The organism is Yersinia mollaretii ATCC 43969 (assembly GCF_013282725.1).
Lineage (GTDB): Bacteria > Pseudomonadota > Gammaproteobacteria > Enterobacterales > Enterobacteriaceae > Yersinia > Yersinia mollaretii.
In genome coordinates this window covers 2,988,210-3,015,115 of the sequence record NZ_CP054043.1, presented here as the reverse complement: position 1 = coordinate 3,015,115, position 26,906 = coordinate 2,988,210, and the positions used below count along the sequence as shown (strand labels likewise).

The window sequence follows — 26,906 nt, the reverse complement described above, 5'->3', positions numbered from 1 at the left end:
AAGGAATAACATTCTGCTTATCTCTTTTATCGGCAATCGGCAGGAAATGCTTAATTATTCGACTTAACCCACTGGCCGATAGCGCCACAGCCAGCGGCCAGTGGACATGCGCCGATAGAACAGCACGCCGCGCACTATCCAGTCGAGGAACATCCCCATCCACACCCCCGTGACGCCAAACCCCAGCGTGATACCCAAGATATAGCCAGCAATAATGCGGCAACCCCACATCCCCGCCAGCGCTACCCACATGGTATAGCGGGCATCTTTCGCCCCTTTCAAGCCCGATGGCAGTACCCAAGACGCGGCCCAGATCGGCATAAACAGCGCATTTATCCAAATCAGATGTTTAACCACCTCGATGACGCCCGGTTCATTGGTGTAGAGCGAGGCCAGATATCCGGCCGTGGGGATCGACAGCAGCGCGATAAAACAGACGCCCACCGTTGATAGCCAGAAGATATGTTTAAGCTGGCGGATCGGCTGCAAAATCTGCCCCTTCCCCAGCCGCGTGCCAATGATGATGGTCGAACTGTACCCCAGCGCATTGCCCGGCAGGTTAATCAGCCCGACGATTGAAAAAGCAATAAAGTTACCGGCAATAACTTCCGTCCCCATTCCCGCGACAAAGCGCTGGGTAATCAACTTACCAATGCTGAACATCACGGACTCCACACTGGCGGGAATACCAATGCTTAACACCTCAAACATAATGGCCGAGGTAAAGGGCATAAAGTAGGCTTTAAAGGGGATGCGCAGGGTATTGTTGGCACCGAAAATCAGCACCAAGACCACCACGGCGGCACCGAGGTAGCGGGAAAGTGTAATGCCGATACCCGCGCCGACAAAACCCAATCCCTGCCAGCTAAACAGGCCATAAATCAGCACACTACTGATAGCAATATTGAGAATATTCATCGCAATATTGATAAACATGGGCAATCGCGTATTACCCGCACCCCGTAGCGCGCCGCATCCCACCAATGTTATCGCCATGGCCGGGTAGTTCCAGACCGTCAAATTCAGGTAGGTCAGCGCCATCGCTTTCACAGCAGGATCGGCCTGATTCGCCATCAGATTGATAATGGCCTCACCGGCAAAATGGACCAGCACCACCAAGAGTAGGGAGATTAACACCAGCAGAGAGATGGACTCGCGAGCCGCCGTTTGCGCCTGTTTGCGCTTGCGTTGGCCGAGACTGAATGACACCACGACCGAAGTGCCCAGCGCCACAGAGGCAAAAAAGGCCGCCATCAGCATATTAAAGCTGTCAGCCAAGCCCACTGCTGCCATGGCTTCTTTGCCCAGCCAACTCACCAGCAGGGTGCTAAACACCCCCATCAGCAGGACACACAGCCCTTCAATAAACAGCGGAATCGCCAGCGGCGTTATCTCACGCCAGAATAATACCCGGTAGGATTTTCGCTTTTTATACCACGCGCTTTCGCGAAAGATTTTCAACTTAACTGTCCCTGAAACCACGCCCATTTGTCGACACCTACGCTTTCCACCACTCGGGTGAAATATTCTGATGCGCCGGTTTACAATGGCGGTTTTCCGCTTTAAATTTTAACGTGTTAGATGTGATAAAAAATCGATGTGAATAGCATAACAGAACGTTGAATTATTTTAAATGGAACGTAATTTCACCAAAGTACAAATTAAATACTTATGCAATAAAATACACATAAATATGCAAAATGTCTTTGACTCGAATACCGGTTTTGCGATATCAATGTAGGCATTGAAACCTTTGCCAGACTGACCTAATTCATACAGGATTTAATTGATGACAACTATTCTCAAACACCTTCCTATTAATCAGCGTGTTGGTATCGCTTTCTCCGGTGGTTTGGACACCAGTGCAGCGCTGCTGTGGATGCAGAAAAAAGGGGCAATTCCTTACGCCTATACTGCCAATCTGGGTCAGCCTGATGAAGAAGATTATGATGCCATTCCGCGTAAAGCGATGGAGTATGGTGCAGAGAAAGCCCGCCTAATTGATTGCCGCAAACAACTGGTTGCTGAAGGGATCGCCGCTATTCAATGTGGTGCCTTCCACAACACCACCGCCGGAGTCACCTACTTCAATACCACCCCACTGGGCCGTGCCGTTACCGGAACCATGCTGGTCGCCGCCATGAAAGAAGATGGCGTGAATATCTGGGGTGACGGCAGCACCTATAAAGGCAACGATATTGAGCGCTTTTATCGTTACGGTCTATTGACCAATGCTGAACTGAAAATTTACAAACCGTGGCTGGATACCGATTTCATCGATGAATTGGGTGGCCGTCATGAGATGTCCGAATTTATGATTCAATCCGGCTTCGACTACAAAATGTCGACCGAAAAAGCTTACTCCACCGACTCCAATATGTTGGGCGCGACTCACGAAGCCAAAGATCTGGAGTTCTTGAACTCTAGCCTCAAAATCGTTAATCCGATTATGGGCGTGAAATTCTGGGACGAAAATGTGGTGGTCAAAGCGGAAGAAGTTACCATCCGTTTTGAGCGCGGCTATCCGGTTGCGCTGAATGGCGTGACTTTCGACGACAGTGTTGAGCTGATGATGGAAGCCAACCGCATTGGTGGCCGTCATGGTCTCGGCATGAGCGACCAGATTGAAAACCGGATTATCGAAGCGAAAAGCCGTGGCATCTATGAAGCACCGGGGATGGCACTGCTGCATATTGCTTACGAGCGCCTGCTGACAGGGATTCACAACGAAGATACCATTGAGCAATATCATGCCAATGGCCGTGTTCTGGGCCGTCTACTCTATCAAGGCCGCTGGTTTGATCCACAAGCTCTGATGCTGCGTGACTCCATTCAGCGTTGGGTTGCTAGCGAAATTACTGGTGAAGTGACACTGGAACTGCGTCGGGGTAATGACTACTCGATCCTCAATACCGTGTCTGACAATCTGACTTACAAGCCAGAGCGCCTGACCATGGAGAAAGGGGATTCGGTGTTCTCACCAGACGATCGTATTGGTCAATTGACCATGCGCAATCTGGATATTACTGATACCCGCGAGAAACTGTTTAACTACGCGGAAACGGGGTTATTATCCACCTCGGCGAAAACCGGGTTGCCGCAAGTGGATAATAATAATCTTAATGTGCGCGGCATTCAGGATAAGAGTCAGTAATTATTTTTTATCTGCATTAACCGGATCAGGGTTAAATGATCCGGTTTCTGGTGAGTGGCGTTGCCCATTAGCGCGCCACCTCAAATCACAATAAGCCACTCATTCACACTAAACCATCAATGGGATAACTGGCGATCCTTCAACTCAACCGCATCATGCTTATATTGGAACACGAAGACAAAAATAACGAGCAGCACCAGCGTATAAGCGGCGAAAGAGAGCCAAATACTGTTCCAGTCCTTCACGCCCCCGTCAGTAAAGTAATCGACCACATGCCCACTGGTTATTGCGCCAACATAAGCGCCAACACCATTGACCATCGTCATAAATAAGCCCTGTGCACTGCCCCTGATAGTCGAGTCCACCTCTTTTTCGACATAAATTGCGCCGGAAATATTAAAGAAGTCGAAAGCACATCCATAGACCACCATGGATAATAGCAATAAGACGATACCCGTCGCAGAGGGATCACCATAGGCAAATAAGGTAAAGCGGAGGGTCCATGCCACCATACTGATCATCATCACGCGCTTAATACCATAGCGAGATAAGAAGAAGGGAATGGTCAGGATGAAAAAGACTTCAGCAATTTGCGCCATCGACAATAATATCGACGGATATTGCACCACCAGACTATCCTGATAAACCGGATTTTTGGCAAAGTCATGTAAGAACGGGCTGCTGAAAGTGTGGCTAATTTGTAATGAAGCGCCGAGCAACATGGCAAATAGGAAGAAGATCGCCATCTTCTTTTGCTTGAATAAGACGAAAGCATCCAGCCCTAATAGATTGACCCACGAACGATCTTTTTTCACATTCGAAGTCGGGCAACTTGGTAATGAAAGCGCATATATTGCCAGCAATAGCGCGGCACCGGAGGCAATATAGAGCTGAATATTACTCAATTCGAAACCGGACAGGCTAATTGTCCACATGGCGAAAATAAAGCCGACAGTGCCAAAAACACGCACCGCTGGAAAATCCTTAATAGTATCCAGCCCCGCCTTCTCTAAACAGATATAAGAAATTGTATTTGCTAAGGCAATCGTCGGCATATAAACCATCGCATTGAAGAGCATCACAAAGAACATGAAGTTGGGATCTGAGATATTAGCCGCGATAAGTAACGCCAACGCCCCCAATAAATGACAACCGGCGTAGAGAATATTGGCCTTAACCCAGCGGTCAGCAATAATACCCACAATACTGGGCATCAAAATACAGGCAATCCCTTTCGCACCATAGACCAGCCCCACCTGCGCACCGGTAAAATTCAGCGTATTCATCATGTAAGCACCCAAGGTGACCAGCCAGGCACCCCAGATAAAGAACTGGAGGAAGAACATCACTTTAAGCCGTTTTTTTATTATCATTTTTATTCTCCGTGATACAAATGCGTCGAGGGAGTCTTTTTTGCTTATTGAGTCTGTAGGGGACTTCCCTCTTCAGAGATATTCTCTCCTGACTTGGCTAATACGGCATTGTCACTGCACGCCAAGTCTGGAGAATAGTGATTTTATCGATCAGTGCGAGACTTTGCTTTTCAAGAAAGCTTCAATTAGTTTGGTGAAATTAACCGATGCCAATTTTGCACATTTTAAAGTTTGTTCGTGGGAGAGAACCACATCAGAAAGCCCTTCAGCCAAATTAGTAATGGCCGTCAATGCAATGACTTTTAAACCACAATGGGCCGCAGAGAGCACTTCTGGCACTACAGACATCCCCACTACATCGCCACCGATAATTTGCATCATGCGAATTTCAGCGGGCGTTTCAAAGCAAGGGCCAGGGTAAGAGACAAATACGCCTTCGGTCAGTGGAATATCAAGTTGCTGAGCAATAGTCGCCATATCAGCGCGCAAATCTTTATCATAGGCATTCGCCAAACTAAAGAAGCGTGGACCGAAACGATCATCATTAGGCCCAACCAATGGCGTTCCCGGCATGGTATTAATATGATCTTTTAGCATGACAACCGAACCCGGTAATACTTCTGGGCGAAGTGAACCGGCGGCATTGGTGCAGAATAAGAACTCACATCCCATTAATTTAAAGGTGCGCACCGGATTGGTCATGATGCTCATGCCTTTGCCTTCGTAGAAATGACCACGGCCTTTCATGCACATCACGGGAACACCAAACAGATGACCTAAAACAAGTTCACCGGCATGCCCATGTACTGAACTGACCGGAAAGCCGGGAATATCGGCATAGCTAATGGTCGTTTCATCAGTAATTTGAGCCACCAAATCACCTAATCCCGAACCAAGAATGAATGCGGCTTGAGGCTTAAATCCGGGCTTTATTTTCTGAATATAGTCGACGGCCTGAAAAGGTAATTCACTGAAATCGGCATCAATAGTTGAATTTGCGGTTGTCATAATAAAAACCTTAATTATTTTAATTGAATAGGGATCAAAGGAGTGGGTTAACGAATACACATGATAGAAACATCAATAATCCATCATAGGGAGCCGGTTATGACACAACCAATACTAAAATTACGATTATCCATACTGAAAAGGTAATGGTTCAGTCTGTGTTTCCACGCAATTATCGTCGATCACTCGAGGGGTAATAGGGATGCACATGACAACAAAAACAGTGACGGCACATTTGCAGATGCTAGGATTTACCGCACTCCTTGGCGGCTCCTTTATTGCCAGCGCCACCATCAGCAATGCATTGCCGCCGATGGTGATCACCTGGATGCGCTATGCCATTGCCAGCCTGCTGTTTATTGTGCTGTTAGCGGGGCAAGGATTACTAAAACTACCTCATTATCGTGACTTAGGCCGTTACACTCTGATTAGCCTACCGCCACTAGTCTATTTTGCCTGCATGATATTTTCACTTCAGACCACCAGCGCATTAAATTCGAGTGCGTTATATACCACTGTGCCGTTGATGAGCCTGATAATGAGCATGCTGTTGCTCAACGCAAGATCAACATGGGCGGTATTGATTGCACTGTTATTGGGTATTTCGGGTGCCTTGTTAATTATTTTTAAGGGTGATTTATCGCAGCTTTTACAATTATCGCTGATGCCGTCAGATTACCTGTTTCTATTTGGCTGTTTAGGCATGGCCTTGAATCCCATTGTGGTGAAAAAACTGCATCGCGGTGAGCACGCACTGGTGCTGACGGGCTGGAGTTTAATGTGCGCCACACTGTTACTGACCGCCGTCGTCGCTTATCAACTGCCGAATATTGAGTGGCGTAATATTAACGTGATCACTTGGAGTGGTGTTCTCTATCTCGCCACCTTTGCGACGGCATTAAGTTTTTTCCTGTTCCAAAAAGCCTGCATCGTATTATCGCCCGCCAAAATATCAGGTTATGTGTATCTCATTCCGCTGTCGGTGATAGCGACAAATGGGTTACTGGGTCAGGAGATCCAGTGGCAAGAGATCGCCAGTGGCGCAGGGTTAGTCATAATTGCGATGGCGATTTTAGTTAAGGCCAAATGATAGCGCTAAATAGCCGTGGGCTTAGAATAACTCAAGTAATCGCTCTAGCGCCTGAGTAGTGCTACCGGGGGGGTAAACCGCAAACAGATCCGCTGAGAGGTGCTCTTGCAGCGGAATAAACTTAATATTCGGCCAAGGAATTTCCTGCATACTTTCAGGGACTAAAGCGATACCCAAGTTGCTGTTGACAAAAGCCAGTTGCGTCTGCGGCTCATCAAATTGGTAAATACCCTGCGGCTTACAGCCCGCACTGAGGCAACTATTGTAGAGGTTTTTGGAGTAGCCAGAGTGGGTAAAAGTGAGGAATATCAGTGTTTGCCCTGAGAGATCCTTCAACGACAGCAGCTCGCAAGCCGCTAACTCACTCTCACAGGAGACTGCGACAGCCACCCGCTGTTTTTCGACTCGCCGATAGACCAGCGCCGGATTCTGTTCCAGATCCGCGCAACGCCAGAAGCCAATATCGAGTTTTTTATTTAATAGCGCTTCATACTGTTTGCTGGGGGGAAATTCATGGAGCGACCAAGTGGTATTCGGATTCAGCGTTTTAAAACTTTTGAATTTCTCTAATAATTGATGCCATAGGGCGGAACCAATAATGCCGATATTCAGGTGGCTCTGTTCGTGGCGAGCAATATAGGAGACGCGGCTAAGGGAGTTTTCTATATTCTCAAACACCTCTTTCATTTCAGCCTGCATCATCTCACCGGCCAAAGTCAGCACCACATTGCGGCTATCGCGAATAAATAGGGGGAAGCCTAAAGCCTCTTCCAGCTCTTTAATTTGCAAACTTAAGGGCGGTTGGGAGATATGAAGGCGTTCAGCGGCTTTGCCGAAGTGCAGTTCTTCTGATACGGCTAAGAAATAGCGAATCATTTTCAAGTTAATACGACCGGAAAAAAGCAGCTTCTGCATGTCATATACCCAATTATTTTAATGCGTTACCTCAATGCGTATTGGGATAATAACATCATCTGATCATCCAGCGCCTAAAAACCCCCGGTACTGAGTCAAAGTTGCAGGTTGGCGCAAATAACACCCCCTGCAACCTCAAGGAAGCAGGGGGATGGAGATGGCAATATTAACCATTAAGCCGTGGGCGTCGGTAACTCAATATTGCTCTCGGCTAACGACCCCATATTGTTATAGACCGCACAGGCCGCATCGACCAAGTGCATAGCGATTGCCGCCCCACTGCCCTCACCCAGCCTCATGCCCATCTGCAAATAAGGCTCCAGTTGCAGGTGATTTAGGGCGATCACCGCGCCTTTTTCCGCCGACATATGGGACGGAATCAGGTATTCGCGCACTCGCGGTGCGATACGGCAAGCTGCTAACGCCGAGGCATAGGAGAGGAAACCATCCAGCACCACCGGTAATCCCGCCGCCGCCGCGCCCAGCATCACGCCCGTCATCCCCACCAGATCAAAACCCCCGACTTTTGCCAGCACATCAATGCCATCACTGGCATCAGGCTGATTGGTTTCGATGGCGCGGCGCACTACCGCCACTTTATGATGCAGTTGCTCACTGGGGAAATTCGCCCCAATACCGACCACTAACTCAGGGTCGCTGTCGGTGAACACACTGACCATCGCGGCGGCAGGCGTGGTGTTCGCCATCCCCAACTCACCGACACCAAAGACTTTCACCCCATCGGCGGCTTGCTGTAGAGTCAGCGCTGCACTGGCGAACAGCAGATCTTCGGCTTGCTGACGGGTCATCGCCGCTCCGCGCGCAATATTGCCACTGCCACGGGCCACTTTCATGTCCACAACACCGGGGAGTTTCTCGCTGTCGATGCCCACATCGACAATCTTCACTTCCACCCCGGCATTGGCCGCCAACACACAGACCCCCGTCACCCCTTTCACCATATTCAGCGCCTGAACTTGGGTCACCACGCGGGGCGAGATAGCCACACCTTCGTCGTAGACTCCGTGATCAGCGGCCATCACAATAATTTGCTTGCGATCGACTTGATGCCCATACAGCCCGCGCATCCCCGCCAACTGAATCGCCAACTGCTCCAAGCGGCCCAAACTGCCGGGCGGTTTAAGCAAGCCATCCAGCCGCACTTTGGCGCGGGCCATCGCCTTGCTATCTAACGGTGGAATGCGCGCCAGAATCGATGAAAGTGTTTGCATCTCTTTAACCTCGTGTCGCAGGCTGCCAAACAGCCTGGCTATTGAATGCACGTAGCGTGACAAATCCATCATGGATCTCCAACACGCTGTATGCCCCCTGCTCAAAATGAAAGTGCCACATGGCCGCTGCGGGCATCGCCAGCAGACGGGCCAACATCAGGCTCAATACCCCCTGATGGGCGACCAATAACTGATTATTGTCGTTATTTTTAACTGATTTTAGTGACTCTACGGCCTGTTCGATGCGGGCAGAAAACTCAGGAAAAGACTCCCCGCCCGTGGGGCTAGCCTGTTGCCAGTCCGCCACCCAAGCGGCCCACGCCTCGGGGTCTTCCCGTTGTAAATCATGGTGATGGCGCATCTCCCACTCACCGAAATTCATCTCATTCCATTGGCCGTCGATGCTCAGATCAATATCCTGCCCAGCCAGCAGAATATCGGCGGTATGCCGGGCGCGCCGCAATTGGCTGCTCACGGCATGAGTAAAATCAACCTCCGCCAACCACTCGGTGACCTGTCCGGCCTGCGCTACGCCGTGCGGGGTCAGATCCAAATCGGTCAAGCCGCAAAAAACACCGCGCAAATTGGCCTCGGTCTGCCCGTGGCGTACCAAAAAAAGTCGCATAGCGTGGTCCAATAGGGAGAGGATTCAAGAGGCGGCAATGTCACAACAGCGCCAGTAAAAACACCAATTCGCCCACTTCGGCAGCCGCACCCAAGGTGTCTCCGGTCTGTCCACCTAAACGGCGGCGCAGATAGGTTGCCAACAGCCAGACCACCACCATCGTGATCACCAGCGCCAGCACCGCCGCCCCTTGGCCGAGCAACAGCGTCAATATCGCGCCGCCCGCCAGAGTGATGACGGTTTGCCTGCCCGTCACTTTGCCGATGTAGATATTGCCTAGCCCATTGCCTTCGCGCGCATAGCGCTGACGATACATCAGCAGCACAATTACGGTGCGACCCACCACCGAGGCGGCGGTCAGTAGGGCAAACATCGACAGATCACGCAGCGCCAGTTCACTCACCACCAGCACTTTTGCCAGCACAATAAAAATCAGCGCTAACCCGCCATTAGTCCCGAGGCGGCTGTCGCGCATGATCTCCAACATCTGCTCGCGTTTGCGGGCGGAGAAAACCCCATCACAAGTATCGGCCAGCCCATCAAGATGAAAAGCCCCGGTGATCAGCGCCAAGGCCAGCACATAGCCCAGCGCCGCCAAAGGCACGCCGCACCAAGGGGCCAACAAGGTAAAGACCGCCCCCCCCATCACCCCGACAATCAGGCCAATCAAGGGGAAACCGACAATACCGCGCTCGTAGTGATCCATCGCCAGCCCTTGTGTCCAGCGCTCCGGCACCGGAATGCGGGTCATAAATTGCAAGGTGGCGAGAAAGAGTCGCAGGCTCATTTAATCTTTACTCCAATGCCAGAAACCACTAAAAACACGTCGTCTGCCGCTGCGGCCAACCGCTGATTAACCCGCCCCGCGATATCGCGAAAGTGCCGCGCGAGGCGATTTTCCGGCACGATACCCATGCCCAGCTCATTGGTGACCAGATAGATGGGTGCCGAGCTTCGGGCGCAGGCGGCCAGCAGATCGCTAATCTGTTGCTGAATCCCCACCTCCAACTGCGCAAAATCCATCTGTTCAGGTGGGGTGTCGCCCGCCTGTTCAAACAGCAGATTGGTGATGAGTGTGGTGATGCATTCGAGCATCACCGCCTCGCCCGCCGCCACTTGCTGATCCAGTACCGCGCCGAGATCCCGATACCCCTCCCACGTGCGCCAGTGGGCCGGACGGGTGGCGCGGTGCAGCGCAACCCGTTCGGCCATCTCCGCGTCAGTCACCACCGACGTAGCAATGTAAAATACCCGATCGCACGCCTGTGCTGCCAGCCGTTCAGCCAGCGAACTCTTGCCGCTCCGCGCACCGCCGGTAATCAAAATCACTGTGTGCGCTCCTGGTGATGTGCTGTCATTAGCTGATAAATCCGTTCTATATCAATATGCTGTCGCATCTCTGCTGCCAGAAGATCAAACTGTTGCTGCTTATGTTCCGCGTAATTGACGGTCACCCCGTCAAACGCCGCCAGCCCTTTGCGTTGGCGCAAATTGTCCAGCAGTGGGCGGGTAAAGTGGTGGCTGTCGAACAGGCCATGAATATAGCTGCCCAACACATTGCCGTCACGGTTCACCGCCCCATCCTCCCACTGCTCTGCTTGCCCGTTACGTAAGGTCAGGCGGGCAAAAGGGGTGGCATCGGCCCCCAGTTGAGAGACGCCCATGTGGATCTCATAGCCCTCCAGTGGGTGCTCCGCGCAATTTGCTAGCATCCCCGGCAGCGCCGCCAGACAGGCTCCGCTGACCCGCGTGGTGACTTTCTCCTGCGCGAACTGGGTTTCCACATCCAGCAAACCCAGCCCCTCCATCTGTTCGAGGCCCGACTCCACCCCATCAACAATGCGCTTACCCAACATCTGATAGCCACCGCAGATCCCGATCACCGGCACCTGCTGCTGATGTTGCGCCAGCAGTGCCGCCGCCAACCCGCTGTGATGCAGCCACTGCAAATCTCCCAGCGTATTTTTGCTGCCGGGCAGGATAATTAAGTCCGGCTGACCCAAGGCCGAAAGCTGCGAAACATAGCGCAGGCGCACATCCGGTTGCGCGGCCAACGCATTAAAATCGGTAAAGTTGGCAATGTGTGGCAGGCGAATCACCGCGATATCCAGCGCCTTGGCGGCCGCGTCGTCATATTTGCCGTTTTGCAGTGCCACGCCATCTTCATCTTCCAAATCAATCTCCAGCCACGGCATCACCCCCAAAACAGGGACATCTGTCAGCGCTTCAATCTGCTCCAAACCGGGTTTAAGCAGCGCAATATCACCGCGAAACTTATTGATGATCACCCCTTTGACCCGCGCTTTTTCATGGGGATGCAGCAATGCCAGCGTGCCATAAATAGAGGCAAATACGCCGCCACGATCAATATCCGCCACCAATACCACTGGTGCATCGGCTATCGCCGCCATGCCCATATTGACGATATCGCGGTCGCGCAGATTGATCTCCGCCGGGCTGCCCGCCCCCTCCAGCACCATCACGTCATATTCGCCAGCCAGACTGTGGTAAACCTCGCTGATCTGCTGCTGCAACTGCGGCTTGTACTGGTGATACTCCACTGCATCCATATTGCAAGCCACCTTGCCCATCAGCACCACTTGCGCTTTGCGGTCACTGGTGGGCTTGAGCAGCACCGGGTTCATGCGCACATCCGGGGCAATACCCGCCGCTTCGGCCTGAAAAATCTGCGCCCGCCCCATCTCTTCGCCTTGCGGCGTAATGCCCGAATTCAGCGCCATATTTTGCGATTTAAATGGCGCGCTGCGATAACCATCCTGCATAAAAATGCGGCATAGCCCCGCCACTAACACACTTTTTCCGACGTCAGATGCCGTGCCTTGCACCATGATTGATAGCTTTGTGGTCGATTGCTTTGTGGCCGATAGCTTTGTGGTCGATAGCTTAGTTGCCGACAGACTCATCGCCTCTCCTCCGCTTCACGCTGACGCATCAGCGCAAAAAGTTGTTCTTCGGTTTTGCACAGCGGCAAGCCTAGCTCAGTGTGCATTTTGACCAGCCACGGCTGAACCAGCCCCGCAGCTTGCAGTTTATCCTGTTGCAGGAACACCTCGGTGGTCTCTCCGGCAATCATCAGGTGCCCATGAGAGAGCACATAAAGATAGTCACAAACCTTATAAATCAGGTCGATATCATGGCTGGATAGAATAACTCGTTTTCCCTCCGCCACAATGCGCTCAATGAGAGTAATCATATGCTGGCGGCCCGCGGGGTCGAGTCCGGCGGTCGGTTCATCCAGTAACAGATACTCCGCTTCCATCACCAGCGCCCCGGCAATCGCCACCCGTTTTTTCTGACCGTGGCTTAGGTGCTGGATCGATTTGTGGCGAAAACTCTGCGCATCCACCAAGGTCAGCGCCCGATCCACCCGCTCAGCAATGAGCGCCTCCGGCATCCCCAGATTGCGCAAACTGAAAGCAATATCACTGTCGATATCGGTATAAAAAATCTGCTGTTCGGGATCTTGAAATACCGTGGTTACCCGCTGGCGTAGTGCCCGCAGGCTGGCTTTTTTGTAGCTGAGCGGCTCCTCTTGCCACAGCACCGCCCCCTGCTGCGGTTGCAGAATGCCCGTCAAATTCATAAACAGCGTAGATTTGCCGCAACCATTGGCCCCCAAAATACCAGTGACTGCATGCTGACTGAAATCCAGCGTCAAATCATGCAATACCTGCTCATCTTGATAGCTGAAATTTAAGTGTCGGGTGGCTAACATCAGATCCTGCCTTACAGGTGAAAATCACCCTGATAGAGTTTCATATCCAGCGCGATGACCATCTGTTGATAGCGAATCATCACGCGGGTAAATAGCATACCCACCAGCATTGCCAGCGAGCGGTAACCCGTCGGCAGTGAGATATAGCCAAATCGCAGTGACTGTGCCTGACGAATCGCCGCCGCCTCCTCGATCAAAATAAAGATGAAACGCCAAGTCAGCAGGATCTGCTCAGTGAGCAGACGGGGTGCATGGCAGCGTTTCAACAGTTGAATCAACTGCGGAAATGGCGTGTTGAGCACAAACCAGAAGGTGGCCGCCAGCGCTGCCAGACTGCGCCACAGTGTTTGATTGGCGGTGGCTAAGCCGATTTTATCGATGCCGAACCACCAGTGGCCTATTTGTACTCCCCACCACAAGCTCTCCGGTTGGCGAGCCAGCGACAGCACAATGGTCACCAACCCCACCAGCAGGAAGGAGAGCGGAATCGCCAGCCAGCGCAGATAGCGGCGCGGGCCAACTCGCAGCAAATAGCAGGTCAATCCGGCAATAAACAGCAACAGCAGCGCCTGATACATCGGCGGACTCAGCATCGCCAGCAGCAGGAAAACCCCATACAGCAGCAGTTTTCCCATCGGATCGGCCTGTCGCCAGCGGCTCTGATAACTTAGCTTATCAATCCCCAGCATGCTCACCGCGTTTCCCCCGGTAGTAGCCCAAGATATAGAAAATTACCGCCGCACCGATGGAACCTTGCAGAGTAAACAGCAGGCTCTCAATTTCACCGCTGGCCGGTTCATACAGCGGCTGGAACCACGGTTTATAGTGGGGAGCGGTGACCTGAATCAAGGTTTCAGCCTCACCATCCGAGCCGCCATATTCGCCGCCGTGATTGATAAAGAAGGGCATGATCACCAGTGCGATCACCATCGCCAGCAAGATAAGGGTCTTTTTCATGTTAGTGAGTCTCCGCATGGATAAGCTGGCGTTTGGTCAATTGGTCGTAAATCATCACTGTCAGTAAACCTTCAGCAATAGCAATCGGGATCTGGGTAATGCAGAACACCCCCATAAATTTGATAATCGAGCCACTGACACCAAATTGCGGATCGGGGAAAGCCAATCCGAGCTGTACCGAGGTGACAAAGTAGGTGGTTAAGTCCGCCAGCATGGCACAGAGGAACACACCGACATCACGACGTAACCCCGCTTTGCAGGCCAGTTTCCAGACCAGATACCCCACCACCGGCCCAATCACCGCCATCGACATGCCATTCGCGCCCAGAGTGGTCAACCCGCCGTGCGCCAATAACAGTGCTTGGAACAGCAGTACAATCGCCCCTAATACTGCCACCACCACTGGCCCGAACAGAATCACTGCCAGCCCAACCCCTGTGGGGTGCGAGCAACTCCCCGTCACGGACGGAATTTTCAGCGCCGAGAGCACGAAGATAAAAGCGCCACACAGAGCCAGTAACACTTTCTGATTGCTGTCTTCCGCGACAATCTGCTTTAAGCGCACCAAGCCCATAAACAGGCACGGCAGGAACAGCACCCACCAAGCCAGCGCCCACATCGGCGGCAAAAAACCTTCCATAATGTGCATGGCAAAAACGTCATTCGGGGCAATGGTCAGCAGGATTGCCATCGCCAATCCGGTAAATGAGAGTTTTTTTAGCTGTCTTTCCATTTGCAACTCCAATTAATTTGGGGATGTTTTTTAAAATTAATTAACCCTTTGTTCTTAATTAACGTATTGTTCTTAATTAACGTATTGCTGCTTATTCACTAAAATGGTGGAGAAATAGGGCAATGGCTGGTCGGCAGCAATGCTATCCAATTGACGCCAGCACACCTCCCCCGGCAGCGAGGCTTCCGACATCAACAGCGCATGGGGGAAGAGGTCTAAGCGGGCCAACAGCGCCTGAATGCGGGCGAAGCGACCATACACTTTCATCAATACCACGCAGTCGTGGTCGCGCAGCGCCCGCTCCAACTCGGCTTCCGGCGCAGTGCAGGACATAATCGCCAGCGACTGTTGCTCCATCGCCAAGGGCAGTGCCGCACGGGACGCGATAGCAGCAAAGGAGGTCACCCCCGGCACGATCTCTAACCAATCAGGGCGGCCTATGCGTTCCAGCAAAAACACCCACGTGCTGAATAGCATTGAGTCGCCTAGGGTGATAAAGCCGACCTGACGCCCTTGGGCGACTTCGTTTTGTAGCTGTTGCGCCACCTCATCCCACACCGCCTGTTTTTCGCTATCATCTGCACTCATCGGGAAGTGGCAGGTGCGAATTTCCGTGGCGGGCGATAAGTATTCGCGCACGATAGAGAGCGCCAGACTGTCGCCCCCTTTGCGCCCAGCGGGGGCATAGAGCACATCCAGTTGGGCTATCACTCGGGCGGCGCGCACCGTGATCAAATCACTGGCTCCGGGGCCGACACCTAGGGCATAAAGTCTGCCGCTCATTACGCTGCCTCCTGCTGTTTTTGTTGTAAGGCGTGATCCAGATGTTCAACGAACATTTGGCGAATCAATGGGTTTTCACCTAATCCTTGCAGCCATGATTGGGCGCTAATCCCTGCGGCTTCCAACTGCGAGCGCCATGAGTCCGGCTCGTCAGAGGCCATGTCGTTGATGGCGTGATCCCCAGCCACCAGCATCAGTGGCATCAGATGCACTTTGCGCACCCCCTGCTGTTGTAGGCGGGTGATGATATGGCTGATTTCGGGGTAGCTTTCCACCGCGCCGACCAAGGCGGGGAAGTTCAGTGAGGTCATCAGGTGATCAAGGCAGGCATAGGCGGAGAAGGCGAAATGGCTGGCTCCATGCCCCATAAATACCACCCGCTCATCTGCCGCAAGAGCGGGCATTTGCGCTTGCAGTGCCAGCATCAACTGCTGGTAATCAGCAAAGCTGCTTAACAGCGGTGTGCCCAGTACCAGATGATGGAAAGTGTCACTGAAGGCGCGCACTTCATTGGCGACTTTTTCATATTCATCGCCATTGATCACATGCAGTGATTGAATTGCCACATCCTGATAACCCAGCTCAGCCAGTTGTTTTAGGGCTTCACGCGGGTTATTGATCAGCAGGCTATCGCGTTTACGCAGCTTGCGAATGATCATCTCCGAGGTAAAGGCGCGGAACAGATCACGGTCGCTGTAGGCGGCAGCCAATTGCTGCTCGCAGGCATCAATATTCTTCTGGCGGGTCTGTTCGTAACTGGTGCCGAAACTGATCACCAACAGTGCTTTTTTCATTTTATTTATGCTCCTCGTTGTTCTTGCCAGTGGGTCAGATGCTGGGTCAATTCATCGAATGAAGCCACTTGCTGCCCGAGACGGCCCAACACCACGGAGGCCGGACGGCGCACCACAATGCAGGGAATGTTCAGCTCCAGACAGGGGGCGACTTTCTCTTGATACCCCCCCTGCGCACCGGACTCCTTGGTGATCACCACATCCGGCTGGCAAAATTCATACAGCGCCTGATTGAATGGCGCGCTAAATGGCCCGCGCAGCGCGATAATGTTGTCCACCCCTAACCCCAGCGCTTCGCACTGACTCAGCACCTCGGCGGTCGGCAACACCCGCGCCAACAGCGTTTTGCCACTCAGCCCGCGCTGATACTCGGCCAACTGCTTGCTGCCAGTGGTGAGCAGCACCCGTGGCCCCAATTTCTGAGCCACCGCACAGGCCGCCGCGAGACTATCGACTTTGTGCAGCAGCGGATGATGAAGCGCGTCAATCTCGCTCGGGCGCTGATAGCGGGTCATCGGCACATTCGCCTGTTCGCAGGCGGCAACCACATTGTCACTGAGCAGATCGGCATAGGGGTGCGAGGCATCAATCACCCAGCACACCTCTCGGGCGGTCAGAAAATCAGCCATCGCCGCCGCATCCATCCGCCCGATGATCACTTCACCGCGAATCTCCCCCGCCAACTGTTTGCCCGCCTCGGTGGCGACGGACAAGCTATAGCGCTCGCCTGCCGCATCGAGTAATTGGCAGATCAGCCGCGCATCACTGGTGCCGCCGAACAGATGAATCGGTGGGTGGCGCTGAGTCATAGCGAATGCCCTGTCATAGCGAATACCCGCGAGGGGTGATCATCAGCCCATTGCGGCAATAAGTGGCCTGATTACCGACAATCACCAAGCTGGTCATGTCCACTGGCTCGAAATCCATCTCACCCAAGGTGGTGAGCCATTTCTCCTGCTTTTTACGCCCAGCGGCTTTTACTACGCCCACGGGCGTTTCGGCTTTTTTCCACGGCAGCATTAACTCAAATGCGCGTGCCAGATGCCCTTCGCGGCCCCGACTGCGGGGGTTATAGAAGCAGATGACAAAATCCGCCTGCGCAGCGGCAATAATGCGTTTTTCAATCACCGCCCACGGGGTCATCAAATCACTTAGGCTGATATGACAGAAATCATGCATCAGCGGTGCGCCGAGTAACGAAGCTGCCGCGATACTGGCGGTGATCCCCGCCACCAGCCGCACTTCTAATTCCAATTGCTGTTGGGTAACCAACTCCAGCACCAGCCCCGCCATACCATAAATACCAGCATCGCCACTGCTGATCAGCGCCACCTTATGACCCGCCAGCGCCAGATCAATCGCCGCCTGACAGCGCTCAATCTCTTTGCACATGCCGGTTTTGATTACCTGCTTATCTTGGGTCATCGACTTGACCAGATGGGTGTAGGTTTTATAGCCGACGATAATTTCCGCCTCTTGGATCGCCGCTATGGCCTCCTGAGTCATCATCGATTCACTGCCCGGCCCGATGCCAATCACGGTTAACATTAATGCGATACTCCCAGAGTGATGGTGACGCCCTGCTGACGCAGAGTATTGCCAACCAATTTACCGTCGCTCATCAGCCAGGCGACCGGTTGTGAAACGCTACCGACACCCACCGTTTGGCGGACAAATTCAGAAGCAGGGAAACGCTGTTCATGGCGGCTCAGTTCGCCGACGCTGAACAGTTCGAAGGGCACGCGCCAGCACTGTGCGAGCTGATGGAGCGCGGGTTCATCTTTCTTGATGGTGACACTGCCAATGGCCCGCAGTGCCATGAGGTCAAAGTGATTTTCTGCCATTTGCTGTTGCAGCAGCTCCACCAGCGTTTGCAGCGAAGTGGCGCGGCGGCAACCAATCCCCGCCACCACGCGGCGCGGCACCAGCTTGTAGACCGGCAAGGCGAGTTGTTGCTCGGCGCTGAGCGGCAGAGTGTCGCGCAGGGTGATGCAGACTAAGGCGTCCAGTGGCGGCAAATCATCCAGTGACTCAACCGGAACGAAGCCTCGGGTGTCGCAGCGCGCACATTCGGCTCGCAGTGGCGTGTCCCACCACAGCCCCACTTGTTGGTGGCTGACCAGCATTTGATTGACCACTTTGACCGCGTGACGAAAATCCTGCATTTCGGCATCCAACTGGTTTGCCAGTGTGTCCAGTGCCGCCATCTCGTTGACGTCAGTGGCGGTGGTAATCACCGGATCGGCCCCCAAAATGCCCGCCAAATAGCGAGTAAGTGTGTTCGCGCCGCCGACATGGCCGGAGAGCAAACTGATGACGTGCTGGCCGCGCTCATCAATCACCACCACCGCCGGGTCGCTCATTTTGTCTTTGACCAGTGGCGCGATCACCCGCACCGTCAGGCCAATGGCACCGACCACCACCAGCGCCGAGTAGTGCTTAAACGCCTCGCGCATCGTCTCGCCAAAAGTGCCCGTGAAGGGCAGAAAGCCCGGCTCCAGCAGTTTGTCACTGGTGAAACAGGTCAGCGGTAAGTGGGTTTGCAAGCGCCGCGCCAGCCGCACCCCGCCGGGGGTCAGGCAAAATACCGCGATCGACTCAGGCTTGACGGTATTCATGGCTGAACCCCGCGTCATAGAGTTTGGAGTAGTGGTACTCATCGCCCAAAAAGGCTCCCACCAAAATCAGTGCGGTTTTATTGATTGCTGCCGCCCGCACCAACTCGGCAATGTCAGTCAGAGTGCCGCGCACGGTGCGGCTCTCCGCCCAAGTGGCTTTGTAGACCACTGCCACTGGCGTGGTGGCGGGATAACCGCCGGCAATTAAGCGCTCAGCCACACGATCCACCTCTTGCACCGAGAGGAAAATCGCCATTGAGGTTTGGTGGGCGGCGAAGGCTTCCAACTGCTCCAGCGGCGGCATTGGTGTGCGCCCTTCGATGCGGGTGATAATCAGGCTCTGCGCCACTTCCGGCACGGTGTACTCCACTCCCAGTTGTGCCGCCGCCCCCAAGAAAGCACTGACCCCCGGCACCGACACAAAGCCAATGCCATGCTCACCCAAGACTTCGCCCTGCTCGCGAATCGAGCCGTAGAGTGAGAGGTCTCCGGTTTGCAGCCGCACCACCAACTTGCCCGCCTGCACTCCCTCGACCATCAGTGCGATGATCTGAGCCAGATTCAGGCCCGCGCTGTCGTGGCACTCTGCCTGTGGCGAGCAGTACTCCAGCAGCTCGGTATTGATCAGGGAGCCAGCATAGATAACCACCTGCGCCTGTTGCAGCAAGCGGTAGCCCTTCAGCGTGATCAGCTCTTTGTCGCCTGGCCCGGCCCCGACAAACCACACTTTTTGTGTATCCCATGGCTGGACGAGATCGCGTTGCACGGTATTTTGGGTCGCGGTATTAGGATACTCAGACATGGCGCGCCTCCTTGTGGCAGGAAATAAGATAAGTAGGATTATTCGGTTTAAAATAGTGTCCGCTGCCCAGCGGCGTCAGATTGGCGAGTTGCAACTGCACGCAATCCAGTTGGCTGACGGCGCAGGTCTGTAGGTGATTCAATGCCTCATTGAGGTTATTGAGCAGAATAAAGGTCAGCACCAGACGCCCATCCGGGTTGAGCATCATCAGCGCCCAGTCGATCAGTGCGGTCAAATGGCCGCCGCTGCCGCCGATAAAAATGGCATCCGCGCTATGGGGCAGTGGCAACGGAGCCACACCCGCGATGATCTCCACATGGTGGCACCCTAGCCGCTGGCGGTTTTCGTGAATCAGCGCCAGTGCCGCCGGATTGCGCTCAATGGCCGTCACCCGTAAATCGGGAAAGCGCAGTGCCGCTTCCAGCGCCACACTGCCCGTCCCCGCGCCAACATCAATCAGGTGAGTCGCACCGGGTAACTCCAGCCGTTCCAGTGCCAGCGCGCGCACCGCCTCTTTGGTCATCGGCACGGTTCGCCCGTGTACATTTTGTTCGCGAATAAAAAGCTCATCTCTCATTGAGGATCACCACCACATTCATCTCGTAACGGGCCGCCACTTGATCCACCGACAGGCGGTGAATGCGTTCATTGGGTTGGGAGAGGTTTTCACCAATAATCAGGGTGCGGGCAAGGCCGCGTTGATGCAGCGCATCAGCAATGGCGCGCGGGCCGATCGTGCCGTCAGTCACCATCGCCACTTTGTCGTGCTGGAAGATCCAGTCAAAATCGGGCGCTCGCCCATGGCTGCTGGTGAGGAAAAGGTCATTCATATCCAGTGCCACTTTGGCGCACAGATATTGAATCGCGCTGATGCCGGGGACAATTTGCAGTTGGTCGGCGCTAAAATTCGCCGCCAGCAGTTTGCCGATGCCATACAGCAGCGGGTCGCCGGAGGCCAGCACCACAATGGCGCGATCTTTGTTGCTGTCCAGCCACTCCAATAGCCCCAGCAGATCCGCATCCAGCAGGCGGCTTTCGCGGCCATCACTGCTGAAGGTCGCCAGATGGCGTTTGCCGCCCACCAGCACCTCGGCGCAATCAATCGCCTGCAATGCATTGGGGGTGAGGTATTGGGTATCACCGGGGCCAATGCCCACGACGATAATCATCGTTGCGCCTCCAGAATCTCATCCAGTGGTCGGTTGCTGCCCAGCACTTGGTTATCGAAAGAGAATAAAATGGCGTCGCACTGCGGCGGGTTAACGGAGAAACGCATCATTTCGCTAATGCGCTCACAAATGCGCTCCGCGATGCGGGTGTAGACCCCCTGCCAGCCCTGCTCAGCAATCAGCTCCATGGCGGCCTCGGTGGTATCACACTGATTAACCTCAACTAACAGCGCATGGGGTGCACCCATCAGGGCCAGATTTGCCACCAGCGTCTCCATGCGCCCGTCGGCAATATGGCTGTGGGTGTGGAAGATGCCAGCGGCGACTTTGACCAATTTGCCGGGATGCCCCACCAACAGCACGCGGCGAAAACCCAGTCGCACCGTCTCTTGCAGCATGTAACCAACAAAGTTGCTCATGGTGACCACCCGCTGGCTATCCAAGCCCAAATGTTCGCGGACAAAGCGCTCGCCGTGGTTACCCGGCACCAGAATCACACGATCTTCCCCCGCCGCCCGTTTCATCTCCAACTCCAGTGCCAGTGAGCGTTTCCAGCTCTCCTCCGACATCGGCGTAACAATGCCCGTGGTGCCGATGATGGAGATGCCGCCGAGAATCCCCAGCCGCCCGTTGTAGGTTTTCTTCGCCCGCTCTTCCCCTTCGGGCGCAAAGATCTCTACCGCTGCGCCGCGTAACGGCCCGATCACCTCGCGCACGGCGGCCTCGATGGTCTGGCGTGGGGTGCGATTAATGGCGGAACTGCCCACTGGCAGGCCAATGCCTTTGCGGGTGACGGTGCCCACCCCTTCCCCGCCGCGCAGGGTGATCTCGGTCTGTTCGGTGAGGGTGACGCGAGCAAAAATCAACATGCCGTGGGTGGCATCAACATCATCACCGCCATCTTTGCGGATCGCCGCCGTGGCTTGCTGCCCCTCAATCAGCGGCTGCTCGACATTCAGGCTCAAGCTGATGCCGGAGGGAGTGACAATGGCTACCTGATCAATCACTTGCTGGCGCAGTACCATTAACGCCGCCACTTTCGCTGCTGCCGTAGCGCAGGAGCCAGTGGTATAGCCCTTGCGGTACTGTTTGCCGTTATGCCAAATGCTGTCGAGTGGCGCGTTTTGCCGCTCTTGAGGGTCACTCACCGTCAGATCACTCATCGCGCCCCCGTAACTGGTAGAGGATGGCGTTGATGATGGCGGCCGCCACATTGCTGCCGCCTTTGCGCCCCAGCGCGGCGATACAGGGCAGCTCACTTTCAGCCAGCGCCGCTTTTGATTCCGCCGCGCCGACAAAACCGACCGGTACCCCAATCACCGCCACTGGCGTGCCTTGCCGCTCCAGCAGGCGAAATAGCGCGGTGGGTGCATTGCCGAACACAAACAGTTTTTCGCCCGGCTCCGCCAGCGCCACATCCACCGCCGCCATTGAGCGGGTGATGCCCTGTTGCGGCGCACTCTCCACCACTCGTGGGTCACTGATATAGCAGCGGCATTCACAGCCCATCTGCTTGAGTAGCGTTTTATTGATGCCGGACATCGCCATGGTGGTGTCGGTGTAGAGAGTGCAACCGCGTTGGATGCCCTCAGTAATGTGGGTCAAGACCTGCGGCGAGAAGTGCAGAATATCCAGCCAATCAAAATCGGCCGTGGTATGGATCACCCGCTTGATCACCGCTTCGTGCATTTCACTGGCAAAGTGGTAATCGGGCCGCTGCTCGGCAATGATATCGCCGATAATCACGAAGCTGTTTTGCTCGATCTGCTGCGGGTTTTTTATATAGTTCATCAGGTTATCCTTGTTAAATGCCGACCAGCAGCAGGTGAATCAGGGCAAAGAGTAGAAGGGCTAACAGTGACGCTATCCGCATCAAATTGATGCTGCGCGGAATGTCTTCGAGCGCGATTTCACGCCGATCATCACCAATCCAAGGCTTTTCGACCCGCTCGCCAAAGTAGTGATTCGGGCCACCGAGGCGCACCCCCAAGGCTCCGGCTACCGTGGCTTCCGACCATGCACAGTTCGGGCTGGCGTGTTGATAGCGATCGCGCCAACCGATGCGCAGCGCCTGCCGATAATCAGCCCGAATCAACCCCGCCGCCGCACTGAGCAGTAACCAGCTCAGCCGCGCAGGTAGCCAGTTCGCCAGATCATCCATTCGTGCCGACACATAACCGATCGCCCGGTATTTCGGGGTTTTGTACCCCACCATCGAATCCAAGGTATTGACCGCTTTGTAGGCCATCGCCAGCGGTGGGCCGCCTAACATCAGGAAAAACAGCGGGGCAATCACGCCATCGACACTGTTCTCCGCCACGGTCTCCACCACCGCGCGGGTGATCTGCGGTTTTTCCAGTTGCGAGGTATCGCGCCCAACAATCCATGACAGCTTTTCGCGACTCTGCGCCAGCGACCCCGTTTGCAGCGCCTCAAACACGTGCTGTGCCGCGTCACTCAAGCAGCGCCCCGCCAGCAGGGTGTAAATCATCCACACTTGCGCCAACCAGCCGAGCCAAGGGTTAATCTGCGTCATCAGCGCTAAAAATCCCCAACTCACCAGCCAAGTCACACCGACCACCAGCAGCCACAACAGCGCTCCCCCCCATTTCAGTGAGCGCTCGCTGTGGCAAACCGCGCGAATTCCCCGTTGCAGCCACGTGATCAAATTGCCTATCCAGCGCACCGGATGGGGCCAGTGCGGCGGGTCGCCGAGCCAGCTATCGAGCAAGAAAGCCACAAACCACGCGGCGAGGGTCATAGCCGACTCCGAGCCGCGCTCAGCCAGCCATTGAGTAAACCGGGGCGTTGGGCGAAGTGGATATGCAGGTAGCTGGCTTGGGTGTTCGCCACTTGATAGCCGCTTTGCCAGCGCTGGAGGGCGACACCATCGCGCCACTTGCTGCTATCAAAGGCGGGCGTCAGTGCGCTGGTAAAATCGGAATAGTGGAATTCATGACCGCGCAGAGTCTCGCCTTGGGCCGCCAATAGGGTGTCGCGGCGAGCCTCGGCCTGACAGTAACCAAAGCGGGTCAGCCGTTTTCCCATCCGGCTTTCGCCGGACAAAATCCCCACCATCGAATGGCGCTGCCCCTGTTCATCAGTTAAACCGTCGCCGAGATACATCAAGCCGCCACACTCGGCATACAGAGGGATCTGTTGGCGGTGAGCCTGCTGTAACGCCGCGCGCATGGCAGTATTGGCGGCCAGCTTAGCGGCGTGGATCTCGGGGTAGCCGCCGCCCAGATAGATCATCTGGCAAGCGGGCAACTGGCGGTCATGCAGCGGGCTAAAACGTTGGATGCGCACTCCAGCTTGCTCGAGCAGATCCAGATTGTCGGGATAGTAGAAATTGAAGGCTTCATCTTCGGCGAGGGCCAGTGTCAGGCCATCGGCCAATGTATGGGGAGGTAACTCAGGTGGGGTGCCTGCGGGCAGTGCGGCACAGTGGGTCAGCGCCAGTAGCCGATCGAGATCAAGGGTCGCCTCAATCTGCTGTGCCAGTCGCTGCCAGCACGGATCACTGTCCGGCGGCTTGCCCGCCCCACTCCGCTCGGGTGCCGGAATCAACCCCAAATGGCGCGATGGCAACGCCACCTCTTCCATCACTGGCAAACGGCCCAAGACCGGAATGCCGCAATAGTGCTCAATGGCGTGGCGCAATAGCTGATAGTGAGAGTCAGAGTTGACGCGGTTAACAATCACCCCAGCAATCACCAGCTTGGGGTCAAACTGGCAGAAACCCATGACGGTGGCGGCGACCGAGGTCGAGACCGCCTTGCCATCCACCAGCAAAATCACCGGACAGCCCAGTTGCTTCGCCATCGCGGCACTGCTGCAATAATCGGGGTCGATGCCGTAACCGTCGTACAGCCCCATCACCCCCTCAATCACCGCCACATCGGCATGGCGCATATGCTGGTTATACAGCCCATTGAGGGTGGTGGGGGGCAACATAAAGGCATCGAGATTGCGTGAGGTCACGCCGCTGACGGCGGTATGCCAGCCAGTGTCGAGGTAATCTGGCCCCACTTTAAATGGCTGCACCGACAGCCCTCGGGCCATCAAGGCACGCAGAATGCCCAGCGTCACGGTGGTTTTGCCGCATCCGCTGCCTGTTCCGGCGATAATAAAGGCGTGTTTGCCTGACCGTTGCATAAAAAATCCCGCCATTTCAAGCGGGATAGCAGTGTCAAAAAGGTGCGTCTACGCAACGTCACCGCTGCGCGCATCTGATGACAACCCGCTTCCCACCGAAGGAGTTGAATATCTTTTACCGATCTGGCTGGTCTTCTGGCTTAGCGTCATTCTCCCCCGCACCTTCCCAATCCGATGGATCAGTGGTAACAGCGGGTTCGTCAGCATCACAGCAGCGGGGGCTGCGGGGGATTGTCACCCCCTTCCCAGTTATGCTTTAGCGCATAACATGACCCTATCAGTAACTACAAATACTTAAAACAGTAGATTCTGTTATTTAATTTATTATTTCGTTATCTAATTTATCTCTTTATTTACACTGTTATAACAGCGCGATTATTCATGGGCATTTTATTAGCCTGCCATAAAATTAATATACGCCTTTCCGTTCAGAAAAAATGGTGAATTTCATTTTTTGGTGATCCTTTTCTGGCATCAAAACAACAAAAAATTGCCGTCTGACTTTAGAAAAACAATCAATAACAACCAGTTACTGTAAATAAAGCCATTCTAAGGATAACAAAATATTGTCATTAATTATTTTGAATAGTTAATTTTTAGCTTATTTGTTAAATAGAAAACGAAAGCACAGGGCGCAATTGAATAATATTAACTCAATCACAGTTATTCCATTTCGCTGCGTTCAGAAGAGAGTGAGCGAAATACCTGCGGTGTAACGTTATAGGTCTGGCGGAACACTTTGCAAAAATAACTGGTTTGCGAAAAACCCAGATTCTTGGCAATACTGGCAATACTCCAATCGCTGTGTTGCAGCATCTCTCTGGCATTGGCCATCCGTTGCTGGTTCACCCAAGCATTAAACCCGATGCCCTGATATTTTTTGAATAATTTGCTGAAATAGTAGGGGCTGAGATAGACCTTACTCGCCACATCCTCTAGCCGCAGCTCTTCTGACAGATGGGTATCGATGTAGCGTAAGACTTTCTTCATTTTGCTATCGTGCGGATGAACAGGCCGTACCTTGCCCGGCTCTTTGCTGCCCATATTGTCATTAATGACCACGAAGTTGAGGTGTTTTTTTAAGCAATTCTCAACAATCAGCTTCAGCAGATCCGCCGAGGCGATCACCCGCGAAAAATCCATTATTGGCACATTGTGGAACTCATCCATCAGGGCCGGATTCTGTTTCCAGTGGTTATCAATATTCAAAATATCAATCAGATAAACATCAGAGTGCAACCGCACCTGACCGCATAACACAAACCCCACCAGATGGCCGGCAATCACCAGCGGAATAGAGAAGTCCGTCAGCCCAGCGTGACAGCGATAAATACAAGGTTCATTGGATTTTGAGGCTTCAAGACCGCCACAACGATCACTCATTCGACAGCGAAGGTGGTTCACTGGGTCTTGACGCATTAATTGACAAAATGGCGTGAAATTAAATAAGTCGGAAATCTCTTCGCCGTGAATATTGACCACCACTACGGCCAACCCCGTTGCCTGAGCAAAGTCCTGCGCGATTTTATTGATGAGCTCTGAGTTTAGAGAACTGGCAGAAATCATGATAAAACCTCTCAGTTAATTATAATTTATTGTTATTACGTTTTTGTTTGTTGCCACAAATCATCCCTGTTATGTTTAATGTGTTAACGCATTGTTATATTTTCATTCCCGTTAGCAAGATAAAAACCTATTTCCCTGTGAAGGTTTACTCTCTGGAAAAATGAAGATAAATAACAATCCACCTTACCAGAGT

The 26,906-nt window shown here is 53.8% G+C and carries 28 protein-coding genes and 1 riboswitch; of the genes, 2 read left to right on the top strand and 26 right to left on the bottom strand.

Translation table 11 applies throughout. The features are described from left to right. Positions 1–63: 63 nt before the first annotated feature. Positions 64–1,488 carry an EmmdR/YeeO family multidrug/toxin efflux MATE transporter gene (locus HRD69_RS13310; protein WP_004873598.1) on the bottom strand — a complete coding sequence of 475 codons (1,425 nt, stop codon included), beginning with the start codon at positions 1,486–1,488 and terminating at the stop codon, positions 64–66. A 301-nt stretch (positions 1,489–1,789) separates the two neighbouring features. On the opposite strand from HRD69_RS13310, the gene argG reads away from it, so the two are divergent. Next, complete coding sequence (argG, locus tag HRD69_RS13305; RefSeq protein WP_004873599.1) at positions 1,790–3,154, top strand: argininosuccinate synthase; 1,365 nt, start codon at positions 1,790–1,792, stop codon at positions 3,152–3,154. A gap of 116 nt (positions 3,155–3,270) precedes the next feature. On the opposite strand, the gene HRD69_RS13300 is transcribed toward argG, so the two are convergent. Both HRD69_RS13300 and xapA read right to left on the bottom strand, forming a co-directional pair. Then, positions 3,271–4,527 (bottom strand): nucleoside permease, encoded by a 1,257-nt coding sequence (locus HRD69_RS13300; RefSeq protein ID WP_004873600.1) that lies wholly within the window; start codon positions 4,525–4,527, stop codon positions 3,271–3,273. Between the two features lie 150 nt (positions 4,528–4,677). Beyond that, the gene (gene xapA / locus HRD69_RS13295) at positions 4,678–5,535 is read right to left on the bottom strand and encodes a xanthosine phosphorylase (RefSeq protein WP_032813058.1); all 858 of its coding nucleotides are present in this window, start codon (positions 5,533–5,535) and stop codon (positions 4,678–4,680) included. A gap of 241 nt (positions 5,536–5,776) precedes the next feature. On the opposite strand from xapA, the gene HRD69_RS13290 reads away from it, so the two are divergent. Beyond that, positions 5,777–6,625, top strand: coding sequence for a DMT family transporter (locus HRD69_RS13290; protein ID WP_032813109.1), 849 nt, complete (start codon positions 5,777–5,779; stop codon positions 6,623–6,625). A 21-nt stretch (positions 6,626–6,646) separates the two neighbouring features. Here HRD69_RS13290 and HRD69_RS13285 read toward each other — a convergent pair whose 3' ends face one another. The 23 genes from HRD69_RS13285 to pocR form a co-directional block, all read right to left on the bottom strand. After that, entirely contained in the window at positions 6,647–7,540 is an 894-nt protein-coding gene (locus HRD69_RS13285) for a LysR family transcriptional regulator (RefSeq protein WP_004873603.1), read from the bottom strand. 173 nt (positions 7,541–7,713) lie between these two features. Continuing rightward, a complete protein-coding gene (gene cobT / locus HRD69_RS13280; protein ID WP_004873604.1) occupies positions 7,714–8,772 on the bottom strand; it encodes a nicotinate-nucleotide--dimethylbenzimidazole phosphoribosyltransferase in 1,059 nt (352 codons plus the stop codon). A gap of 4 nt (positions 8,773–8,776) precedes the next feature. Then, entirely contained in the window at positions 8,777–9,397 is a 621-nt protein-coding gene (locus tag HRD69_RS13275) for an adenosylcobalamin/alpha-ribazole phosphatase (protein ID WP_004873605.1), read from the bottom strand. 40 nt (positions 9,398–9,437) lie between these two features. After that, complete coding sequence (gene cobS / locus HRD69_RS13270) at positions 9,438–10,184, bottom strand: adenosylcobinamide-GDP ribazoletransferase (RefSeq protein WP_032813059.1); 747 nt, start codon at positions 10,182–10,184, stop codon at positions 9,438–9,440. Then, positions 10,181–10,726, bottom strand: coding sequence for a bifunctional adenosylcobinamide kinase/adenosylcobinamide-phosphate guanylyltransferase (cobU, locus tag HRD69_RS13265; RefSeq protein WP_032813060.1), 546 nt, complete (start codon positions 10,724–10,726; stop codon positions 10,181–10,183). The genes cobS and cobU overlap by 4 nt, the downstream gene beginning before the upstream one ends. Further along, positions 10,723–12,246 (bottom strand): cobyric acid synthase, encoded by a 1,524-nt coding sequence (locus HRD69_RS13260; RefSeq protein WP_004873608.1) that lies wholly within the window; start codon positions 12,244–12,246, stop codon positions 10,723–10,725. Before HRD69_RS13260 ends, cobU begins: the two co-directional genes overlap by 4 nt. Before the next feature lie 71 nt (positions 12,247–12,317). Then, positions 12,318–13,133, bottom strand: coding sequence for an ATP-binding cassette domain-containing protein (locus HRD69_RS13255; protein WP_004873609.1), 816 nt, complete (start codon positions 13,131–13,133; stop codon positions 12,318–12,320). Between the two features lie 11 nt (positions 13,134–13,144). Then, positions 13,145–13,822: an energy-coupling factor ABC transporter transmembrane protein gene (locus tag HRD69_RS13250; RefSeq protein WP_032813061.1), complete on the bottom strand. Its 678-nt coding sequence runs from the start codon at positions 13,820–13,822 to the stop codon at positions 13,145–13,147. Next, on the bottom strand, positions 13,809–14,090 hold the full coding sequence (locus HRD69_RS13245; RefSeq protein WP_004873611.1) for an energy-coupling factor ABC transporter substrate-binding protein: 282 nt from the start codon (positions 14,088–14,090) through the stop codon (positions 13,809–13,811). Before HRD69_RS13245 ends, HRD69_RS13250 begins: the two co-directional genes overlap by 14 nt. A 1-nt stretch (position 14,091) precedes the next feature. Continuing rightward, the gene (gene cbiM, locus HRD69_RS13240) at positions 14,092–14,829 is read right to left on the bottom strand and encodes a cobalt ECF transporter S component CbiM (protein ID WP_032813111.1); all 738 of its coding nucleotides are present in this window, start codon (positions 14,827–14,829) and stop codon (positions 14,092–14,094) included. A 66-nt stretch (positions 14,830–14,895) separates the two neighbouring features. Continuing rightward, positions 14,896–15,606, bottom strand: a complete 711-nt coding sequence (locus HRD69_RS13235; RefSeq protein ID WP_032813062.1) for a cobalt-factor II C(20)-methyltransferase — start codon at positions 15,604–15,606, stop codon at positions 14,896–14,898. Then, entirely contained in the window at positions 15,606–16,400 is a 795-nt protein-coding gene (cbiK, locus tag HRD69_RS13230) for a sirohydrochlorin cobaltochelatase (protein ID WP_004873613.1), read from the bottom strand. The genes HRD69_RS13235 and cbiK overlap by 1 nt, the downstream gene beginning before the upstream one ends. Positions 16,401–16,405: 5 nt before the next feature. Further along, on the bottom strand, positions 16,406–17,209 hold the full coding sequence (locus HRD69_RS13225; RefSeq protein WP_004873614.1) for a cobalt-precorrin-6A reductase: 804 nt from the start codon (positions 17,207–17,209) through the stop codon (positions 16,406–16,408). Positions 17,210–17,222: 13 nt separating this feature from the next. Then, positions 17,223–17,948 carry a precorrin-3B C(17)-methyltransferase gene (locus tag HRD69_RS13220; protein WP_032813063.1) on the bottom strand — a complete coding sequence of 242 codons (726 nt, stop codon included), beginning with the start codon at positions 17,946–17,948 and terminating at the stop codon, positions 17,223–17,225. Further along, on the bottom strand, positions 17,948–19,018 hold the full coding sequence (gene cbiG / locus HRD69_RS13215) for a cobalt-precorrin 5A hydrolase (protein WP_032813064.1): 1,071 nt from the start codon (positions 19,016–19,018) through the stop codon (positions 17,948–17,950). Before cbiG ends, HRD69_RS13220 begins: the two co-directional genes overlap by 1 nt. Continuing rightward, positions 18,999–19,820: a cobalt-precorrin-4 methyltransferase gene (locus HRD69_RS13210; protein ID WP_032813065.1), complete on the bottom strand. Its 822-nt coding sequence runs from the start codon at positions 19,818–19,820 to the stop codon at positions 18,999–19,001. The genes cbiG and HRD69_RS13210 overlap by 20 nt, the downstream gene beginning before the upstream one ends. After that, complete coding sequence (locus HRD69_RS13205) at positions 19,813–20,397, bottom strand: decarboxylating cobalt-precorrin-6B (C(15))-methyltransferase (protein WP_032813066.1); 585 nt, start codon at positions 20,395–20,397, stop codon at positions 19,813–19,815. The genes HRD69_RS13210 and HRD69_RS13205 overlap by 8 nt, the downstream gene beginning before the upstream one ends. Next, positions 20,387–20,989, bottom strand: a complete 603-nt coding sequence (locus HRD69_RS13200; RefSeq protein WP_032813067.1) for a cobalt-precorrin-7 (C(5))-methyltransferase — start codon at positions 20,987–20,989, stop codon at positions 20,387–20,389. The genes HRD69_RS13205 and HRD69_RS13200 overlap by 11 nt, the downstream gene beginning before the upstream one ends. Then, positions 20,986–22,152 (bottom strand): cobalt-precorrin-5B (C(1))-methyltransferase CbiD, encoded by a 1,167-nt coding sequence (cbiD, locus tag HRD69_RS13195; protein WP_032813068.1) that lies wholly within the window; start codon positions 22,150–22,152, stop codon positions 20,986–20,988. Before cbiD ends, HRD69_RS13200 begins: the two co-directional genes overlap by 4 nt. Further along, a complete protein-coding gene (locus HRD69_RS13190; RefSeq protein WP_004873620.1) occupies positions 22,145–22,780 on the bottom strand; it encodes a cobalt-precorrin-8 methylmutase in 636 nt (211 codons plus the stop codon). The genes cbiD and HRD69_RS13190 overlap by 8 nt, the downstream gene beginning before the upstream one ends. Before the next feature lie 13 nt (positions 22,781–22,793). Then, positions 22,794–23,750 (bottom strand): adenosylcobinamide-phosphate synthase CbiB, encoded by a 957-nt coding sequence (cbiB, locus tag HRD69_RS13185; protein ID WP_032813069.1) that lies wholly within the window; start codon positions 23,748–23,750, stop codon positions 22,794–22,796. Next, entirely contained in the window at positions 23,747–25,147 is a 1,401-nt protein-coding gene (locus HRD69_RS13180) for a cobyrinic acid a,c-diamide synthase CobB (RefSeq protein ID WP_032813070.1), read from the bottom strand. Before HRD69_RS13180 ends, cbiB begins: the two co-directional genes overlap by 4 nt. A 108-nt stretch (positions 25,148–25,255) precedes the next feature. Then, a riboswitch (cobalamin riboswitch) is annotated at positions 25,256–25,439 on the bottom strand. 371 nt (positions 25,440–25,810) lie between these two features. Then, positions 25,811–26,713, bottom strand: coding sequence for a transcriptional regulator PocR (gene pocR, locus HRD69_RS13175; RefSeq protein WP_004873623.1), 903 nt, complete (start codon positions 26,711–26,713; stop codon positions 25,811–25,813). Positions 26,714–26,906 lie beyond the last annotated feature (193 nt).

What these genes read in the sequence shown, in the direction of transcription:
- HRD69_RS13310 (WP_004873598.1), bottom strand. Translation starts at nt 1,488, where the DNA reads ATGGGCGTGGTTTCAGGGACAGTTAAGTTGAAAATCTTTCGCGAAAGC.
- argG (WP_004873599.1), top strand. Translation starts at nt 1,790, where the DNA reads ATGACAACTATTCTCAAACACCTTCCTATTAATCAGCGTGTTGGTATC.
- HRD69_RS13300 (WP_004873600.1), bottom strand. Translation starts at nt 4,527, where the DNA reads ATGATAATAAAAAAACGGCTTAAAGTGATGTTCTTCCTCCAGTTCTTT.
- xapA (WP_032813058.1), bottom strand. Translation starts at nt 5,535, where the DNA reads ATGACAACCGCAAATTCAACTATTGATGCCGATTTCAGTGAATTACCT.
- HRD69_RS13290 (WP_032813109.1), top strand. Translation starts at nt 5,777, where the DNA reads ATGCTAGGATTTACCGCACTCCTTGGCGGCTCCTTTATTGCCAGCGCC.
- HRD69_RS13285 (WP_004873603.1), bottom strand. Translation starts at nt 7,540, where the DNA reads ATGCAGAAGCTGCTTTTTTCCGGTCGTATTAACTTGAAAATGATTCGC.
- cobT (WP_004873604.1), bottom strand. Translation starts at nt 8,772, where the DNA reads ATGCAAACACTTTCATCGATTCTGGCGCGCATTCCACCGTTAGATAGC.
- HRD69_RS13275 (WP_004873605.1), bottom strand. Translation starts at nt 9,397, where the DNA reads ATGCGACTTTTTTTGGTACGCCACGGGCAGACCGAGGCCAATTTGCGC.
- cobS (WP_032813059.1), bottom strand. Translation starts at nt 10,184, where the DNA reads ATGAGCCTGCGACTCTTTCTCGCCACCTTGCAATTTATGACCCGCATT.
- HRD69_RS13260 (WP_004873608.1), bottom strand. Translation starts at nt 12,246, where the DNA reads ATGGTGCAAGGCACGGCATCTGACGTCGGAAAAAGTGTGTTAGTGGCG.
- HRD69_RS13255 (WP_004873609.1), bottom strand. Translation starts at nt 13,133, where the DNA reads ATGTTAGCCACCCGACACTTAAATTTCAGCTATCAAGATGAGCAGGTA.
- HRD69_RS13250 (WP_032813061.1), bottom strand. Translation starts at nt 13,822, where the DNA reads ATGCTGGGGATTGATAAGCTAAGTTATCAGAGCCGCTGGCGACAGGCC.
- HRD69_RS13245 (WP_004873611.1), bottom strand. Translation starts at nt 14,090, where the DNA reads ATGAAAAAGACCCTTATCTTGCTGGCGATGGTGATCGCACTGGTGATC.
- HRD69_RS13235 (WP_032813062.1), bottom strand. Translation starts at nt 15,606, where the DNA reads ATGAGCGGCAGACTTTATGCCCTAGGTGTCGGCCCCGGAGCCAGTGAT.
- cbiK (WP_004873613.1), bottom strand. Translation starts at nt 16,400, where the DNA reads ATGAAAAAAGCACTGTTGGTGATCAGTTTCGGCACCAGTTACGAACAG.
- HRD69_RS13225 (WP_004873614.1), bottom strand. Translation starts at nt 17,209, where the DNA reads ATGACTCAGCGCCACCCACCGATTCATCTGTTCGGCGGCACCAGTGAT.
- HRD69_RS13220 (WP_032813063.1), bottom strand. Translation starts at nt 17,948, where the DNA reads ATGTTAACCGTGATTGGCATCGGGCCGGGCAGTGAATCGATGATGACT.
- cbiG (WP_032813064.1), bottom strand. Translation starts at nt 19,018, where the DNA reads ATGAATACCGTCAAGCCTGAGTCGATCGCGGTATTTTGCCTGACCCCC.
- HRD69_RS13210 (WP_032813065.1), bottom strand. Translation starts at nt 19,820, where the DNA reads ATGTCTGAGTATCCTAATACCGCGACCCAAAATACCGTGCAACGCGAT.
- HRD69_RS13205 (WP_032813066.1), bottom strand. Translation starts at nt 20,397, where the DNA reads ATGAGAGATGAGCTTTTTATTCGCGAACAAAATGTACACGGGCGAACC.
- HRD69_RS13200 (WP_032813067.1), bottom strand. Translation starts at nt 20,989, where the DNA reads ATGATTATCGTCGTGGGCATTGGCCCCGGTGATACCCAATACCTCACC.
- cbiD (WP_032813068.1), bottom strand. Translation starts at nt 22,152, where the DNA reads ATGAGTGATCTGACGGTGAGTGACCCTCAAGAGCGGCAAAACGCGCCA.
- HRD69_RS13190 (WP_004873620.1), bottom strand. Translation starts at nt 22,780, where the DNA reads ATGAACTATATAAAAAACCCGCAGCAGATCGAGCAAAACAGCTTCGTG.
- cbiB (WP_032813069.1), bottom strand. Translation starts at nt 23,750, where the DNA reads ATGACCCTCGCCGCGTGGTTTGTGGCTTTCTTGCTCGATAGCTGGCTC.
- HRD69_RS13180 (WP_032813070.1), bottom strand. Translation starts at nt 25,147, where the DNA reads ATGCAACGGTCAGGCAAACACGCCTTTATTATCGCCGGAACAGGCAGC.
- pocR (WP_004873623.1), bottom strand. Translation starts at nt 26,713, where the DNA reads ATGATTTCTGCCAGTTCTCTAAACTCAGAGCTCATCAATAAAATCGCG.